Origin of the sequence: Herbaspirillum rubrisubalbicans, from assembly GCF_003719195.1 — a bacterium.
Taxonomy (GTDB): domain Bacteria; phylum Pseudomonadota; class Gammaproteobacteria; order Burkholderiales; family Burkholderiaceae_D; genus Herbaspirillum; species Herbaspirillum rubrisubalbicans.
Genome location: NZ_CP024996.1, coordinates 4,889,271 through 4,906,765, shown reverse-complemented (window position 1 = coordinate 4,906,765; position 17,495 = coordinate 4,889,271). Strand labels below are relative to the sequence as shown.

The following is a 17,495-nucleotide window of genomic DNA, read 5'->3' as shown; positions in this document are numbered from 1 at the left end:
GTATAGACGCTTTAAAAAATTATGCAAGTCCTTTTTGAAAAATAGTTTCCGCCACCCCGTTTATAATCGCCAGCATGAATACCAATGCACACCCCCATTCTTCCTCGCCGGCCGCGGCTGGTACTGATATCTGCATCGTCGGCGACGGTGCGGTCGGCAAGACGGCCGCGCTGGGGCTGGCCCAGGCGGGCTTCAAGGTGATGGTGCTGGCGCCGCCGCCCAAGGACAGCGCGCCCGATCCGGCCAGCTGGGACGTGCGGGTCTATGCGCTGAACCATACCGCGCACCGCCTGCTGTCCTCGGTGCGGGTCTGGGATGCCATGGATACCGCGCGCATCGCCCCGGTGGATAACATGACCGTGCACGGTGACGGGGTGCCGGAAAAGGCCAGGCCCGGCTTGCTCAGTTTCGATGCCTACGCCGCCCGCACCGATGCGCTGGCCTGGATCGTCGAGGGCCGCAACCTGGATCAGGCGCTGGATGCCGCCCTGCGCTTCGCGCCCAATGTGCGCGTGGTCCAGGGCCGTGCCACCGCGTTGACGGTGGCAGGTGAAACTGCCACCCTGACGCTGGAGTCCGGCCAGTCGCTGAGCGCCTCCCTGGTGATCGGGGCCGATGGTGCCAACTCCTGGGTGCGCGGGCAATGCGATATCGGGCTGGATTACCGCTCTTACGGCCAGAACGCCATCGTCACCAATTTCTCCTGCGAACTGCCGCATCGCGGCGTGGCCTATCAGTGGTTCAGCCCGTCCGAGGGCGTGATCGCGCTGCTGCCGCTGCCGGGCAATCGCGTCTCGCTGGTCTGGTCCGCGCCCCAGGCGCTGGCCGATCAACTGCTCCAACTGCCACTGTCGGCCCTGGCCGAGCGCCTGGCGCAGTGGGCCGCGCCGGTCCTGGGTGCCTTGACGCCGTTGCAGCCGGAGGTGGCCAAGGCCTTCCCGCTGCGATTGATCAAGCCCCACGCGATGATCGCGCCCCGCGTGGCGCTGATCGGCGATGCCGCCCACGTGGTGCACCCCATGGCTGGCCATGGGATGAACCTGGGCTTCGGCGACGTGGCTGCGCTGATCGATATCCTGCTCAAGCGCGAGCCGCAGTACGATTGCGGTGATGAGCGCGTGCTGCGCCGTTACGCCCGCGCCCGCAAGGAAGAAGTGTTGCTGATGCAGATCGCCACCGATGGCCTGCATCGGATCTTCTCCACCGAGGCCGAGCCGGTGCGTCTGGTGCGCAATCTCGGTATGAGCCTGGTCAATCGCCTGCCCATCCTGAAGCGTCGCCTGATTGCCCATGCGTTGGGGCAGTAAGCGATGGCGATTTCAGGTAAGGTAGGGCCTTTGGCGAAGAAGAAGGCTTCATGCTGCCGTCTTCGCCATGAAAAAACCTTCCCTCCTACATTGTGGAACGACTTGCGCAAGCCAGTCTTGGCGCGGCTTTGCAGCCGATGTGACCAAGATTGGGGGCGCGTTTGATTTGAATCAGGATGAGTATGAAAATTTTTTTGACCGCAGGTGCGAGCTCTTTGCGCCATCTGAGCATGGCAGCCGTGCTGCTGGTGTCGGCCGTCGTCGGCGTGAGCGCTCACGCGCAAGCCGAGGCGGCTGACAGTACCGAGGCCACCATCAAGAAGCTCATCGAGCCGCGCCTGGGCAAGGATGCCAAGGTCGATTCGGTGACCAAGACGCCCTATGCCGGCCTCTATGAAATCCAGATCGATGGCGACGTCATCTATACCGACGCCAAGGCCCAGTATCTCTTCATCGGCCGCGTGGTCGATTCGCAGACCTATCGCGACTACACCAAGGAAAAGATCGATTCGCTGAACCAGGTGCCGTTCTCGGCGCTGCCGCTGGACAAGGCGATCAAGACCGTCAAGGGCAATGGCAAGCGCGTCATCGCCATCTTCGAAGATCCCAACTGCATTTACTGCAAGCGCCTGCACAAGACCTTGCAGGACGTGGACAACATCACCTACTACACCTTCCAGTACAACATCCTCTCGCCGGACTCCATCGTGAAGTCGCGCAACATCTGGTGCGCCCCCAATCCGAGCAAGGCCTGGAACGAATGGATGGTGAGCGGCAAGGAAGCGCCGACCGCCCCGGCTTCCTGCAATGCGCCGCACGAAGACGTGCTGGCCCTGGGCAAGAAGCTCAAGGTCACCGGTACGCCGACCATTTTCTTTGCCGACGGCTCGCGCATCCCCGGTGCGGTCGATGCCAAGGGACTGGAGCAGAAGCTGTCCTCGCTGAAGTAAGCGGATAAAGAAAAGGGCGCTCGCATGGCGGGCGCCCTTGGTTCATCTGTGCTCTGCGGGGGCTTACTTCCCGGTATGCAATTCCATCATGGCCTGTTCGAACTTGCCCTGCACCAGCAGGGGAATGACGTTGAGGCTCTTGTCCAGCGCTTCGTTGATCAGGTTCTGTTCTTCCTTGCGCGGCCGATGCAGCACGAAGTCGGCCACCGGCTGCTGCAAGCCCAGCGTGCGCGGGTGGCCGATGCCCAGGCGCAGGCGCCAGTAGTCCTGGGTGCCGAGGGCGGCGGTGATGTCCTTCAAGCCATTGTGTCCGCCCGAGGAACCGCCTTTCTTGATCTTGGCCGCGCCCGGCGGCAGGTCCAGTTCGTCGTGTACCACCAGCACTTCATCGGGATTGATCTTGAAGAAACGCGCCAGTGCCCCCACCGACTGGCCAGAGCGGTTCATGTAGGTCTGTGGTTCCAAGAGCCACACTTCATTGCCGGCGATGCTGGTCTTGCCGGCCAAGGCATTGAAGCGCTGCTCGCGTGTCAGGCGTACCGGACCGGCGAGGTTGTCGACCAGCCAGAAGCCGGCGTTGTGGCGGGTTTGTTCGTATTCGGGACCGGGGTTGCCGAGACCGACGATGAGACGGATGGACATGGTGCAAAAAGACGAGGACGCGCGATGCGAAAGCGCCGATTATCCCGGCTTTGTGGCTTGCCGTCCAATCCCGCCAGATCGAGGGGCCGGCCCGACAGGCCCGTAGCGCCGCGCTTTGCGTGCAATCGGCCAATGTCAAGATTGGCGTGGCTGCCTGAATTGCGTATCATCCAACGCTTGTTTTTCCTCACTGCATAATTGCTTAACTGTTGACTGGGTTTCACCATGCTGCCTTCTATCGAACAACGACTCGCCCTTGAACTCGCCGCCAAGCCGGTTCAGGTCGCTGCCGCCATCGCCTTGCTGGACGAAGGTGCCACCGTTCCCTTCATCGCCCGCTACCGCAAGGAAGTCACCGGCGGCCTGGACGATGTCCAACTGCGTCTGCTGGAAGAACGCCTGCGTTACCTGCGCGAGCTGGAAAGCCGCCGCGCCGCGATCATCGCCTCCATCGAAGAGCAGGGCAAGATGACGCCCGTGCTGCTGGACGCCATCACCCACGCGGAAGACAAGACCCGCCTGGAAGACCTCTACTTGCCCTACAAGCCCAAGCGCCGTACCAAGGCCCAGATCGCCGCCGAAGCCGGTCTGACCGAACTGGCCGATGCGCTCCTGAATGACCCGAGCCTGAACCCGGAAGAGGAAGCGGCCAAGTTCATCAAGCCTGCCTTCACCACCGACAATGGCGACAATCCCGGCGTGCCCGATACCAAGGCCGCTCTGGATGGCGCACGCCAGATCCTGATGGAGCGTTTCTCGGAAGATGCCGAACTGCTGCAAAGCCTGCGCGAATACATCACCGAGCATGGCGTGGTCGAATCCAAGGTGGTCGAGGGCAAGCAGGATGCCGGTGAAAAATTCGCCGACTACTTCGATTACTCCGAAACCTATTCCACCATTCCCTCGCACCGTGCGCTGGCGCTGTTCCGTGGCCGTCGCGAAGAAATGTTGAACGTGGTGCTGCGCCTGGATACCGAAGAAGAAAAACCGAAGTGGGATGCTCCACACAATCCCTGCGAAGGTCGCATTGCTTCACGTTTTGGCGTCTCCAACAAGGGCCGTCCGGCCGACAAGTGGCTCTCCGACACGGTACGCTGGGCCTGGCGCGTGAAAGTCTTCATGCACCTGGAAACCGAGCTGATGACCAACCTGCGCGAGAAAGCCGAGGCCGAGGCCATCAACGTCTTCGCCCGCAACCTGAAGGACCTGCTGCTGGCCGCGCCGGCCGGCCCGCGCGCCACCATGGGTCTGGACCCGGGCCTGCGTACCGGTGTGAAGGTCGCTATCGTGGACGCCACCGGCAAGGTCGTGGCCACCGACACCATCTATCCGCACCAGCCGCGCAATGACTGGAACGGTTCGCTGCACACCCTGTCGCAACTGGCTGAGAAGCACAATGTCTCGCTGATCTCGATTGGCAACGGCACCGCCTCGCGTGAAACCGACAAGCTGGCGCAGGATCTCATCAAGCTGCGCCCGGAACTGAAGCTCACCAAGATCGTGGTTTCCGAAGCGGGTGCATCGGTGTATTCGGCATCCGAATTCGCCTCCAAGGAATTGCCGGATCTGGATGTGTCGCTGCGTGGCGCCGTCTCGATTGCGCGCCGCCTGCAGGATCCGCTGGCCGAACTGGTCAAGATCGATCCCAAGTCGATTGGCGTGGGCCAGTACCAGCACGATGTGAGCCAGTCCCAATTGGCGCGCTCGCTGGATGCCGTGGTCGAGGACTGCGTCAACGCGGTTGGAGTCGATGTGAACACTGCTTCAGCTCCGCTGCTGGCACGCGTCTCGGGGCTCAATGCCAGCGTAGCGCAGAGTATCGTGTCCTACCGGGATATGAAGGGTATGTTCAATTCTCGTGCAGCGCTGCGCGAGGTGCCGCGCCTGGGTGACAAGACCTTCGAACAGGCCGCCGGCTTCCTGCGCGTGATGAATGGCGAGAACCCGCTGGATGCTTCGGCGGTCCACCCGGAATCCTATCCGCTGGTGGAAAAGATCCTGGCCGACATCAAGAAGGATGTGAAGAGCGTGCTGGGTCAGACCTCGTTGTTGAAGGGCCTGTCGCCGGCCAAGTATGCCGATGAGAAATTCGGCGTGCCCACCGTGACCGACATCCTGAAGGAACTCGACAAGCCGGGTCGCGACCCGCGTCCTGAATTCACCACCGCCACCTTCAAGGACGGCGTGGAAGAGATCAAGGATTTGCGCGTGGACATGATCCTGGAAGGCGTGGTCACCAACGTGGCGGCCTTCGGTGCCTTCGTCGATATCGGCGTGCATCAGGATGGCCTGGTCCACATCTCGGCGCTGTCCAACAGCTACGTGAAGGATCCGCATACCGTGGTCAAGGCGGGCCAGGTGGTCAAGGTCAAGGTGCTGGAAGTGGACGAGAAGCGCAAGCGCATCGCCCTGACCATGCGTCTGAACGACACTGCGCCGGCTCCGGGTGCGCGCAACGAACAGCGCGGCGACCGCACCGATTCGCGTCGCCTGTCGCAGCACCAGAACCAGCGCGGCCGCGAGCAGGCGCCGGCCAACAATGCGATGGCGGCGGCGTTTGCCAAGTTGAAGGGCTGATGTGTTCCTGATGTGTCGAGAATGACTGGTTTGTGGCGCTCGACACGATGTAATGGAAGTTAGTAAAAAGAGGCTGATTACTTAGGGAGTCAGCCTCTTTTTCATTAGTTTTCGAGAAATGTCTTGCGTGGCTTATGTGATCACGCAGTGGTACTGATCCGCGTCTGACTCACCGACACCGAAATGCTCACCGTTGTCTCGCTGGCCACCAGCGTGCCGCCCTGGCCATCACCGTTATCAGTGCTGCCCTCGCCATCGCCACCTTCCGGCTTGCCACCTTTGACCTTGTTGATGAAGTCGTTGAGCGACTTCTGTACCAGGTCATAGGTCTTGTCGATGTTGCTGGCGATATCGCCTTGCAGGACCTGCAGGCTTTCCAGGATGCCACGTGCCTCCTTGAAGCCTTGGTCGACGCCCTTGAAGATGAGGTTCATGTAGTCATCGACGTTGCTGGCGTCTTCCTTGTCCGGGTTGTTCTTCTTGTACAGCTCGAACATGTTGGTGATGAAGGAAACGATGCGACCAGCCGTCGCTTCGGGCGAGTTGTCCTGAGAAGAAGCCGCCTGTACGGCGTTGTCGCCCAGTTGCGGGCGCAGGATGTCGTTGATGTTTTCTATGGCGGTCTTGTAGACCAGCGACAGCGGGTCGTTCTGGGTCTGCAGCGACACTTCCAGCGAGGATTGCACGATGGATAGGTTGAACTGTGTCTTGGCGCCGCTCACGGTGAGCAGATTGGCCTTGCGGGCGTCGGCGATCTTGTCGCCGCCTGCGGCATCGGCGGTGTTGGCGGGCAGCTTGTCGGTGTCGCCGGTGGCGTTGGAATTGCTGGTGGAAGTGGTGGTGCTGGGCAGCAGGGACTTGGTGTCCACACCGCTGGTGTTGCCAATGGCCATGACGGTCTCCTCAAGAGAAAGGGGATCCGGGCATCGAGGGGGAAGACGGATCCATGGAAGCAAGGCCGCGCGGGATGCGGTGCCGCTCCATTCGTGCATAACGGCCCGATCAGTGCGGACTTGATGTTGACAGAAATTTACACCTGTCAGTTTCAGTGGCCAGCGGATTGTCGAACCTGAATTGCTCTTGCGAAATGTGCTGGAGATCCTTGTCTGGCAAGGCTTTGCGGCGATCCGTTGCGTACTGTCGAGCGGATGCGGGACTGGAAATAATTTTCAGGAAAAATGTAACTAAATGTGGGCGGGATAATACTCGCCGAATTTCCATTGCGGGTATGCAATGAACAGGTGATGACTGCACACCCAAGGATGAGCTGAGAAAAAACGCAGCGTATCGAAACGCTGCGGTCAGTGCTGCGCATTCATTCCATCACGAACAGACGGCGGTGTTCACGGATGGCATAGCGGTCGGTCATGCCGGCGATGTAGTCGGCTACCTTGCGCGCCTGCTTGTCCAGGCGCTGGGTATCGTCGGCGATGCCCTTGACCTGGTAGTCCGGTGGCAAGAGGTTGGGTTGTCCCATGAAGGCTTGGAACATCTCGGCGATGATGCGGCGCGCCTTGGCGGTCATGCGATTGACCTGGTAGTGACGGTAGAGCTTTTCGCGCAGGAATTTCTTGAGCTCCGCCGCTTCGCTGGCCATCGCATTGGAAAAGGCGATCAATGGCGGCGCATTGCGCACTTCTTCGATGTCGCGCGGGGCGATCTCGGCAATGTGGGCGCGCGAGGTCTGGATCAGATCGACGATCAGGGCATTGATCATGCGGCGTACCGTCTCATGGATCACGCGGCGCCCGGTGATGCCGGGATAGGCTTGCGTCACCTCGCGCAGATGGCGTCCGAAGAAATCGACTTCGCTCATCAATTCCATCGTCAGTAAGCCCGAACGTAGGCCATCGTCGATGTCATGGTTGTTGTAGGCGATTTCATCGGCCAGGTTGGCCAGCTGCGCTTCCAGTGAAGGTTGCTTCCTTTCCAGGAAGCGCACGCCGATCTCGCCCAACTGACGGGCGTTGTGCAGCGAGCAGTGCTTGAGTATGCCTTCGCGTGTCTCGAAGGTGAGGTTCAGACCATCGAAGGCGCCATAGTGCTGCTCCAGCTCATCGACTACGCGCAGGCTTTGCAGGTTGTGTTCGAAACCGCCGTGATGCTTCATGCAGTGGTTCAGCTCATCCTGGCCGGCGTGGCCGAAAGGCGTGTGGCCGAGGTCGTGGGCCAGCGAGATGGCTTCCACCAGGTCTTCGTTCAGTTGCAGGTTGCGTGCGCAGGAGCGGGCGATCTGTGCGACTTCGATGCTGTGGGTCAGGCGGGTACGGAACAGGTCGCCTTCATGATTGACGAAGACTTGCGTCTTGTATTCGAGGCGACGAAAAGCGGTGGAATGGACGATGCGGTCACGGTCGCGCTGGAACTCGCTGCGCGATCCGGGCGGGGTCTCACTGTAGCGCCGGCCCCGCGAACTTGCCGAGTGGGCGGCATAGGGGGCGAGGTGGTCGGGCGCTTCAGTGTGCATGTTTATTCTCCGGTGCAGGCCGCCAGGGTTTGCAAGAGCAAGTCCTGCGGCGCGTTGGTGATCAGGGGACTGCCCAGCGGCTTGATCAGGATGAACTTGATCGCGCCGCCTTCATTCTTCTTGTCCACTTCCATCAGGTCCAGCCAGCGCTCAGTGCCCAGGTTCGGGGCCACCGTCGGCAGGCCGGCGGCAGCGGTCACGGCGCGGATGCGCTCGCGCGTGGCGTGGTCGATATAGCCCAGGCGCTGCGACAGGTCGGCCGCCATCACCATGCCGCAACCGACCGCTTCGCCATGCAGCCACTGGCCGTAGCCGAGGCCATTCTCAATCGCATGGCCAAATGTGTGGCCGAAGTTGAGGATGGCGCGCAGGCCGCCTTCGCGTTCATCCTGGCGCACCACCTCGGCCTTGATCTCGCAGGAACGCTGGATGGCATAGGCCAGGGCGGCGTCATCCTTGGAGACCAGGCGCGCCATATTGGTTTCAATCCAGTCGAAGAAGGGCGCATCGATGATGGCGCCGTGCTTGATGACTTCGGCAATGCCAGCCGCCAGTTCGCGCGGCGGCAGGGTGTGCAGCGTGGCGGTATCGGCGATGACGGCCTGCGGCTGGTAGAAGGCACCGATCATGTTCTTGCCCAGCGGGTGGTTGATGCCGGTCTTGCCGCCGACCGACGAATCCACTTGCGACAGCAGCGTGGTAGGCACTTGCACGAAGGGCACGCCACGCATGTAGGAAGCTGCCGCAAAGCCGGTCAGGTCGCCGATCACGCCGCCACCGAGGGCGATGAGGGTAGTCTTGCGATCACACTTGTCGGCCAGCAGGCGATCGAAGATCTTCATCAGGCTGGCCCAGTTCTTTTCTTCCTCGCCATCGGGCAGCACGATCTCGGTGACCTGCTTGCCGGCCGCGCGCAGGGCATTGCCGACCTTGTCCAGGTAGAGCGGGCCGACCTTGTCGTTGGTGACGATGGCGACGCGCTTGCCCTTGACGTACTGCGGCAGCAGCTTGGCATCGTCCAGCAGGCCATGGCCGATATGGATGGGGTAGCTGCGTTCGCCCAGTTCGACTTGCAGGGCGAGGGGAGCGGCGCTGGAGGCGTGGTTCTGGTTCATGCGATGAGGCTCGGATTGGGCGCTGGCAGCGCCATGGAAGATCTGGGTGGAGTGATGGTGTGACACCGTGCTGGAACCGTCGGCGGCCTGGGTGAGCACGGCGCTGCTGGTTTCCAATACGACGGTTTCGTCAGGTTCCGGGCTGACCAGCCAGTCCTCTTGCTTGGGTGACAGTTCCAGATGGCTGATGATGGTCTGCACCAGGAATTGCACATTGGGACGGTTGGTTTCGACCACGAAATCGGCTACCTCGCGGTACAGCGGGTCGCGCTGGCGCGAGAGTTCTTCCAGCTTGCGACGCGGGTCGGCGATCTGCAGCAGCGGGCGGTTCTTGTCGCGTCCGGTGCGCTGCAGGATCTGGTTGATGCTGGCGCGCAGGTAGACGACGGTGCCGCCCTTCTTGAGGTTTTCGCGGTTCTCGGCGCGCAGGACCGCGCCGCCGCCGGTGGCCAGCACGATGTCGGGCAGGGCCGCCAGTTCGCGGATCACCTCGGCTTCGCGGCGGCGGAAGTTCTCCTCGCCCTCGATCTCGAAGATCACCGGGATGGTGGCACCGGTCCGCGCCTCGATTTCGTGATCCGAATCGATGAAGCGCTTGTTCAGCTTTTTGGCCAGGGCCCGGCCTATGGTGGTCTTGCCGGCTCCCATCAGGCCGACAAGGAAGATGCTTCCAGTCATATCTAAGAATTCTGCGCTCTGCGCTACTGGCCAATGTCATGGCGCCGCACGTCTGTTGGCACGGTCGCCTGCCGCCCGGTGGACGGCTACCAGGGCCGCCGCTGGCGGGCTGGCGCCCGGCGCCACGGGCCTGGAACAGCGATTTTACCGTCCTTTGCCCTGCCACCGGGGAAAAATCCCGCAGCCCGTGGCGTGGCGCTCAATACGGGCGCGGCGTGGCGACGATGCGGGGCGTGAGGAAAATCAGCAATTCGGTCTTGTCGCGCACCTTGCTCTGGCTGCGAAACAGCGCTCCCAGCACCGGGATCTCGCCCAGCAGCGGTACCCGGGTTTCCTGGTCGTTGTCGGTCTGGGTATAGATGCCGCCGATGACTACCGTGCCGCCGTCTTCCACCTGGACCTTGGTCTTGATGTGCTTGGTATTGATCGCCAGGCCGCCCGGCGTGACGCTGCCGCGGCTGTCCTTGTTGACGTCCACGTCCAGGATCACATTACCGTCCGGGGTGATCTGGGGCGTGACTTCCAGTTTCAGGTTGGCCTTCTTGAAGGCGGTCGAGGTGGTGCCGTTGCCGGCGGCTTGCTGGTAGGGAATTTCTTCGCCCTGCTCGATCAGGGCGGTCTGCTGGTCGGCCGTGACCAGGCGCGGGCTGGAGACGATCTTGCCGCGCCCATCGGCTTCCAGCGCCGACAGTTCGACGTTGAGGAAGCGCTGGGCGGCAGCATTGAAGAGGGTGAAGGCGAAGCTGCCCGGGGTGGCGCCGCTGAGGGCTTCGGCGCGCAGGTTCAGGGCTGGATCGCGCAGGGTGGGGCCAGCAGGAGCCTGGCCGGTCGGAGCGGCCTGTGGGTTCTGGCTGCTCGGGCTGCCTTGGCCGCTTTGCTCGCCGACGGCCGCATAGCTATTGCCCAGCGCGGAGCCGCGTGTGGTCACTGCCAGGCCCAGCTTGACGCCCAGGTTGCGGGCGAAGCTGTCATCGGCCTCGACGATGCGCGCTTCGATGAGCACCTGGCGCGAAGCCACGTCGATGCGCTCGATGAGCTTGCGCACGTTGGCCAGCACGGCCAGGGTATCGGTCACCAGCAACTGGTTGGTGTGGCTGTCGATCATGGCACTGCCGCGGCGTGACAGCAGGCTGTTGCGGCGATTGGCCTGGGTGTTGCCGTCTTCGCCGATGCCCAGCGCCTTGCGCAAGGTATCGGCGCGCTGGTAGTTGAGCTGGAAGCTTTCGGCGTGCAGCGGTTCGAGGTCGGCGATCATGGCCTTCTGCTCCAGCTCCTGGCGTTCGCGCGCCAGCATTTCCTCGCGCGGGGCGATCCACAGCACCTCGCCGCTGCGTCGCATCTCCAGGCCCCGCGCCTGCAGGATCATGTCCAGCGCCTGGTCCCAGGGCAGGTCTTTCAGGCGCAGGCTCAACTGGCCGGTGACCGCGTCACTGGCCACCAGGTTGACGCCGCTGAAGTCGGCCAGCACCTGCAAGGCAGTGCGCACGTCGATATTCTGGAAGTTCAGCGACAGCCGGTCGCCGGCATAGGTCTTGCCGTCCTGCAATCCTGGCGATGTGCTGCCGGCGAGCACCGGCAGCACATCGATCATCAAGCGCTGTCCGCTCTGGTAGGCCTGGTAGCGCCATTGGCCTTGCGCCTCCAGCACCAGGCGCACGCCGCCTTCGTGGGGGTAGGCGCTGTAGTGCGTGAGCGGCGTGGCGAAGCGACCGACCTCCACCTGTCGCCGCAGCGCGGGCGGCAGGCTGGCACCGGCGATATCGGCAATCAGGCGGCGGCCCAGTTGGCGGACCTGCACGGTATGGCTGCTGCTGCCCAGTTCCACTGTCATCCGCGCTTCGCCTAGCGGCCCGCGCTGCAACTCGATGGCGTGTAGTTCAGCTGGATCAGCCGCGGGGCGCAGTTCCAGGTCCACCAGCAAGCTGTCACCCTCGGTGCGCAGGCGATGGATGACGGCCTGCTTCAGTTGTAACTGCAGGCGCAGGCGTTCGTCGTCGGAGGCCAGCAGGATGCGCTTGAGCAGGCCGCTGCCGGCAATGCTGCGCGCCAGATGTGCAGCCGCGGTGGTCCGGGGCAGATCCAGCACCAGTTGCGGCGGATCGATCAACTGGAAGTTGCCCACCAGCGCCGCATCGACCGGATGCAGCAGTCGCAGTTCCAGGGTGACGCCATCTGGGCGGTGGTGCAGGTCGATGGCGTGCAGGCGGTTTTCGGCGCTGGCACTCTGGGTCAGCAGGGCAGCCAGCATCAGCAGCAGGATCTTCATGGCGTGACTCCCGGCCTGATCAGGCGGCGTTTGGTCTTGCGTGCTGTAAAGCGCGATGCCCGGCTGGTTTTCATGGAAAAAGCAGGGACGGGCGGCACCCACGCAGGGGGAGCCGCTCCCTGGTAGCTCGCCATCGAGATGGTCCTGGTGTTGCCGGCATGAGCGATGTCGATCTGTTCTTCGCGCACGGCCATCACTTGCCCCAGGCCGCCCGGCAACATGTCGCCGACCTGCAGGCGATGGGTGGCGCCATCCAGTTCGGCGATGGCGATCCAGTGCTGGTCGCGTCGCAAAGTGCCTAGCAGGCGCAGCGTGGCAGGTGCGGGGGCGGCGCTTGCTACGCTTGTTGCGGTTGGGGAGAAGGTGTGGCTGGGGCTGGCTTCATCGTCGTCCTCATCGGCGCTGGGAGGGGCGCGCTTGGGTTGGCTGGCGGGCGCGTCTTGCTGAGGATGGAAGGGATCGGCCAATTCGCTGTCGTCGCTCTCGGTCGGCGCGCTGGTCGGGGCCCGGCCAGCGGGGACGGTGGGCGGTGGCGGCGGTGACAGTGGTCGCGTACTCTCCATCCAGACGCGGGTGGCGGCGGCTTCATCGGGATGCTGCACCGCCTGCAGCGTGCCATAGACAGCCGCGGCCAGCAGCAGCGGCGAGAGCGTCAACGACAGCAGTTTCATGACCTGGGCTCCTGGATGGGGTGGGCGGTAGTCGCAGGGCTGGCGGCGGGTGCGCTGACACTGGCGTTCATCTGCAGCATGGCCCGGCCGTGATGCTCGACCGCGCTGATGTCCAGGCTTTCGAACAGCACCGGCAGTGGCGCGCTGCTGACCAGTTCGATGAAACGCAGCATCCCGGCATGACTGCCGCGCAGCACGATGGCCGCCCCCAGCTTGCCGCTCAGGGGTTTGAAGGATTCCAGCGTCAGTCCACATTCGTTGGCCCTGCGCGCCAGCTTGGCCTGCAGCAGTTCGGCTTGCAGTTGGTCCGGTGGCCAGAGCTGGTTCTGATGCTCGGCCAGTTGCAGCTCCAGCGCGTTCTGGCGCGATTGCAGCGTGGCCTGCTGCGCCACCTGCGTCAGTGCCGCCTGGTATTGCGCACGCAAGTCCTGTTGTTGCTGGCGTGCCGCCTGGCGCTGGTCGTCCAGCTCATCGACCGCCAATAACAGGCCGCTGAGTGCGCACAGGGCGATGGTCAGCAGCCCCAGCGCCAGGCGTGCGGGCAGCGGCCAGTGAGCGGGATGGGTATGCAAAGGGGTGGTCTTCATGGTGTCGCTCCACGCGCTGCTGCCGGGGGCGGCGCCAGCGGGATGATCAGGCTGAAGGCATAGGCGCCGTCCTCGGCCAGCAGGTCATTGAGCGTGGCGCCTTCCAGGCCGGCGCCGGCCAGCGCGTTGGTGAAGTCGCGCAGCTCCTGGGCGCTGGCGGCCTGGCCGCGCAACTCGGCGCGATCGGCTTGCAGCAGGATGCGTTGCAGGCGCAGTGGGCTGTTCGCCGCCTGGGCCGCCTGCGCGGCACTGCGTAGCAGCAGGCTGGCTTGCTGGCGGCGCAGGGTCAATTGTTGCTGGGCCGCCAGTTGTTTTTCCAAGGCCTCGATGCGCTGGCGCAGTGCCGCGGTTTGCTGTACCTGCGGTGCCAAGCTGTGCAGCGCCTGGCGCAATAGCGCGTTGGCCTCCTGGAAAGAGCGTGTATGAAGGAAAATGCGCGCACCCGGCAGGACGGCCAGCAAACAGCCCAGCAGCGTGGCGGCGGCCAGCGCGCGATAGAAGTTTCGTTCCAGTGTGCGCCGCCGCTGCGCCGGGGAGCGGGAGAAATCGAATCCGCAACTCATGCCAATCCCTCCCAGGCCAGGGCCAGCGCCAGTTGGTAGTCGGTGGGAATCTGCGCGGCGATCTGGGGCGAGAGCATCAGCGAGCTGGGCGGGGTGGCCACTTGTGCATCCAGCCCGGCATACTTGCTGAAGGCACGCGCCATGGCCCCCAGCGCTGGATGATCGCCGCTCAACAGCAGCCGTCGCGGCAGGGGCCGCAGGATCGGCGCGGCGCGGGCCAGCAGGGCCAGGTATCCGCCCGAGGCGGTCTGCGGCGGCAGGGGATGGCCGGGGCCGGCACCCAGCAGCAGCCAGTTGCCGCCGCGATCCAGGCGCAGCACGGCATGTTCTCCACTGCGCTGGTCGGCACGCAGCCACGCTGCCAGGCACAGGTCTTCCGGCGCCAGCGTGGCCAGCGGCCGGCTCAGCGCCGCAGCCAGCGCCAGCCGGTCTTCGACAGCCAGCGTGGGGGCGGCCAGGGCCAGCACCTGAGTATCGGCGGGCGAGGCGGGTTGCGGGCCGAGTTCCAGGTAATCCAGCGCATGATCATCCGCACCCACGCCGTGCGCCGCCATTTCGGCGCGTACTTGCACCAGCCTTTGTACGGGCGTGGCGCCGGCCGGCAGCACCAGGCGCCGACCGATGAGGGCGCTGGCCGGCAAGGCCAGCGCCAGGGCCGCGCCGTGGCAGAGCGGATCGTCCAGCAGCGAACGGCACATTAGCAGCAGCGCGTCGAAGTCGCTGATCTGCCCATCGGTACAGATCACGCCACCGGTCAGGCGTTGTGTAAGCCGCAGCAGTTGGGCGCGCCGTCCGCAGCGGCGCAGCAAGGCCAGGCGCACGCGGTCGGGGGTGATGTCCAGGCCGGCGCACAGGCGCGTGCTGCGGTGGTCGGAAAAAAGGGGGAAGCCAGTCATGCCGAAGCTCTCATGCCAAGGGAAGCATGGATTGTCCAGCGGCGCCCGAACGACGGGAATAGAGGAAACTTGAGGAATGCCGCGCAATTTGCGGCAATTTGCGTCATTTGCTGCGCTTTCCTTCATATTCCAATGATGCGCATTGGAACCGGCTTCTTGCCCTTTGGTCTATTTGCAACACCTGGCTGCGCGGCCGGTCGGGGCGAGCCGCTATAATGCGGGCTTGTTTCTTCCAATCCGGCTTTGGCCTGCTGTTTTGGCCTGCTTTAACGCTTATCTCGAATGTCTTCATCTTCCAACGGCGGCGATCAATCCAAACCGGCATCGGCGACGGGTGCTCCCGCAGAAAAGGCCCCGCGCAAGCGGATGCACTGGTCATTGCGCATCCTGCTGGGCTTGTTCGGTACCCTCTTTGGCCTGATCGTGATGGCGCTTTTGGGCGTGGCCTTCATCGTCGCCCTGACCTATCCCAAGCTGCCCGACCTCGATACCTTGACCGACTATCGTCCCAAGATCCCGCTGCGCATCTTCTCGGCCGATGGCGTGCTGATCGGCGAATTCGGCGAGGAACGGCGCAACCTGGTGCACTTCAAGGACATCCCGGACATCATGAAGAAGGCCGTGCTGGCCATCGAGGATGACCGTTTCTATGAACACGGCGGGGTGGACTACCAGGGTATCCTGCGGGCTACCTTCTCCAACCTCTCCGGCGGCGGTGGCGGTGCCTCGACCATCACCCAGCAGGTGGCGCGCAACTTCTTCCTGACCAGCAACGAGCCGACCTTCCTGCAGAAGGCCACGCGCAAGTTCTTCTATGAAATCCCGCTGGCCTGGAAGATCGAGAACAACCTGACCAAGGACCAGATCCTCGAGGTCTACATGAACCAGATCTATCTGGGCCAGCGCGCCTATGGCTTTGCCTCGGCCGCCCAGATCTATTTCGGCAAGCAGTTGAAGGACATCACCATCGCCGAAGCCGCGATGCTGGCCGGCCTGCCCAAGGCGCCTTCGGCCTACAACCCGGTGGTCAACCCCAAGCGCGCGCACGCGCGCCAGCAGTACATCCTGTTGCGGATGCGCCAGCTGGGCTACATCACCGAGGCGCAATATCAGGAGGCCAAGGATGAGGAATTGCGCGTCAAGGGCGACAGCTCGGCCTTCGGGATGCACGCCGAATACGTGGCCGAAATGGCGCGTCAACTGATCTATGCGCAATACAAGGATGAAACCTACACGCGCGGCCTGAACGTCTTCACCACCATCACCAAGGCGGACCAGGACGCGGCCTACATCGCCTTGCGTCGCGGCATCATCGACTACGAGCGCCGCCACGGCTATCGCGGCCCGGAAGGCTACATGGACTTGCCGGAAAACGCCTCCAAGGAAGTGGTGGAAGATGCGGTCGAAGTGGAGCTGGCCGACCACCCCGACAGCGACGACATGGTCGCGGCCGTGGTGCTGGAAGCCAAGCCCAAGGAAATCACCGCCATGCTGGCCACCGGCGAAGAGATCAGTATTTCCGGTGCCGGTCTGGGCTTTGGCGCCAACCTGCTGTCGGACAAGGCACCGCCGCAGAAGAAGATCCGCCGCGGCGCCATCATCCGGGTGTTCCAGGATGGCAGCAACTGGATCATCACCCAGATGCCGGAAGTGGAATCGGCCTTCGTCTCGGTGAACTCGCACGATGGCGCGATCCGTTCGCTGGTGGGCGGCTTCGACTTCAACCGCAACAAGTTCAACCACGTCACCCAGGCCTGGCGTCAACCGGGTTCGTCCTTCAAGCCCTTCATCTATTCGTCTTCGCTGGAAAAGGGTTTGTCGCCGGCCACCATCATCAATGATGCGCCGCTGACCTTCACCCAGACTGGTGGCCAGGTGTGGCAACCCAAGAACTACGGTGGCAAGTTCGAAGGCCCGATCTCGATGCGCCGCGCCTTGCAGAAGTCGATCAACCTGGTTTCCATCCGCATCCTGGAGCGTGTGGGCGTGAAGTATGCGCAGGAATACATCACCCGCTTCGGCTTCGATGCCGACAAGAACCCGCCCTACCTGACCCTGGCGCTGGGAGCGGGCAACGTCACGCCCTTGCAGATGGTGGGTGCGTACTCGGTGTTTGCCAACGGCGGCTACAAGATCAATCCCTACCTGATCACCAAGGTCACCGACAACAATGGCGAAGTGCTCTCGCAGGCCAAGCCGGCTACGGCCGACGATGAATCCAACCGCGTCATCGATGCCCGCAATGCCTTCATCATGGACAGCATGTTGCGCGACGTGGTGCGCCATGGCACGGCGGTCAAGGCACTGTCGTTGAAGCGTACCGACCTGGCCGGCAAGACCGGTACCACCAACGACTCCATGGATGCCTGGTTCGCCGGCTACCAGCCCGGCCTGACCGCCATCGCCTGGATCGGCTACGACCAACCCAAGAGCCTGGGCGACCGTGAAACCGGTGGCGGCCTGGCCTTGCCGGTGTGGATTAGCTACATGTCCAAGGCGCTCAAGGATGTGCCCAATGTGGACCGCAAGGTACCGGATGGCGTGATCGAATCGGGCGGTGAATACTATTACGCCGAGTTCCCGCCCAGCGCCATGGTGCGCGACCTGGGCATGGGCGACCACGGCGGGATGACGCCGGAAGAAGAAAAGGCCAAGACGCAGATGAAGAACGAATTGTTCTGAGGCGAACTGCAAAAACTGGTATCGAAAAAAACTATTTATATCGTTTATATATTTTTAGTTTTCATCAACAACCGCCTGTTGCAAGACAGGCGGT

General features: G+C 63.1%; 13 protein-coding genes. 4 read left to right on the top strand and 9 right to left on the bottom strand.

Annotated elements, in window-relative coordinates; genetic code table 11:
* Positions 1 to 74 precede the first annotated feature (74 nt).
* Complete coding sequence (locus RC54_RS21860; RefSeq protein ID WP_061790569.1) at positions 75 to 1,307, top strand: UbiH/UbiF family hydroxylase; 1,233 nt, start codon at positions 75 to 77, stop codon at positions 1,305 to 1,307.
* A 182-nt stretch (positions 1,308 to 1,489) separates the two neighbouring features.
* On the top strand, positions 1,490 to 2,257 hold the full coding sequence (locus RC54_RS21855; protein ID WP_058896914.1) for a DsbC family protein: 768 nt from the start codon (positions 1,490 to 1,492) through the stop codon (positions 2,255 to 2,257).
* 63 nt (positions 2,258 to 2,320) lie between these two features.
* Here RC54_RS21855 and pth read toward each other — a convergent pair whose 3' ends face one another.
* A complete protein-coding gene (pth, locus tag RC54_RS21850) occupies positions 2,321 to 2,899 on the bottom strand; it encodes an aminoacyl-tRNA hydrolase (protein WP_017453680.1) in 579 nt (192 codons plus the stop codon).
* 225 nt (positions 2,900 to 3,124) lie between these two features.
* Here pth and RC54_RS21845 point away from each other — a divergent pair, with 225 nt between their 5' ends.
* Entirely contained in the window at positions 3,125 to 5,476 is a 2,352-nt protein-coding gene (locus RC54_RS21845; RefSeq protein ID WP_061790568.1) for a Tex family protein, read from the top strand.
* A gap of 140 nt (positions 5,477 to 5,616) precedes the next feature.
* Here the strand turns inward: RC54_RS21845 and RC54_RS21840 are convergent, their stop codons facing one another.
* The 8 genes from RC54_RS21840 to pilM form a co-directional block, all read right to left on the bottom strand.
* On the bottom strand, positions 5,617 to 6,369 hold the full coding sequence (locus RC54_RS21840; protein WP_058896912.1) for a DUF5610 domain-containing protein: 753 nt from the start codon (positions 6,367 to 6,369) through the stop codon (positions 5,617 to 5,619).
* Positions 6,370 to 6,791: 422 nt separating this feature from the next.
* The gene (locus RC54_RS21835; protein ID WP_061790567.1) at positions 6,792 to 7,943 is read right to left on the bottom strand and encodes a deoxyguanosinetriphosphate triphosphohydrolase; all 1,152 of its coding nucleotides are present in this window, start codon (positions 7,941 to 7,943) and stop codon (positions 6,792 to 6,794) included.
* A gap of 2 nt (positions 7,944 to 7,945) precedes the next feature.
* Positions 7,946 to 9,736, bottom strand: coding sequence for a bifunctional shikimate kinase/3-dehydroquinate synthase AroKB (gene aroKB / locus RC54_RS21830; protein WP_061790566.1), 1,791 nt, complete (start codon positions 9,734 to 9,736; stop codon positions 7,946 to 7,948).
* A gap of 199 nt (positions 9,737 to 9,935) precedes the next feature.
* On the bottom strand, positions 9,936 to 12,002 hold the full coding sequence (locus RC54_RS21825) for a type IV pilus secretin PilQ (RefSeq protein ID WP_061790565.1): 2,067 nt from the start codon (positions 12,000 to 12,002) through the stop codon (positions 9,936 to 9,938).
* Positions 11,999 to 12,673, bottom strand: coding sequence for a hypothetical protein (locus RC54_RS21820; protein WP_061790564.1), 675 nt, complete (start codon positions 12,671 to 12,673; stop codon positions 11,999 to 12,001). Before RC54_RS21820 ends, RC54_RS21825 begins: the two co-directional genes overlap by 4 nt.
* The gene (pilO, locus tag RC54_RS21815) at positions 12,670 to 13,260 is read right to left on the bottom strand and encodes a type 4a pilus biogenesis protein PilO (protein WP_061790563.1); all 591 of its coding nucleotides are present in this window, start codon (positions 13,258 to 13,260) and stop codon (positions 12,670 to 12,672) included. Before pilO ends, RC54_RS21820 begins: the two co-directional genes overlap by 4 nt.
* Entirely contained in the window at positions 13,257 to 13,823 is a 567-nt protein-coding gene (locus tag RC54_RS21810; protein WP_061790562.1) for a hypothetical protein, read from the bottom strand. Before RC54_RS21810 ends, pilO begins: the two co-directional genes overlap by 4 nt.
* Positions 13,820 to 14,719, bottom strand: coding sequence for a pilus assembly protein PilM (gene pilM, locus RC54_RS21805; protein WP_061790561.1), 900 nt, complete (start codon positions 14,717 to 14,719; stop codon positions 13,820 to 13,822). Before pilM ends, RC54_RS21810 begins: the two co-directional genes overlap by 4 nt.
* Before the next feature lie 366 nt (positions 14,720 to 15,085).
* Between pilM and RC54_RS21800 the strand changes: the two genes are divergently transcribed.
* Positions 15,086 to 17,401, top strand: coding sequence for a penicillin-binding protein 1A (locus tag RC54_RS21800; protein WP_082686110.1), 2,316 nt, complete (start codon positions 15,086 to 15,088; stop codon positions 17,399 to 17,401).
* The last annotated feature ends 94 nt before the right edge of the window (positions 17,402 to 17,495 follow it).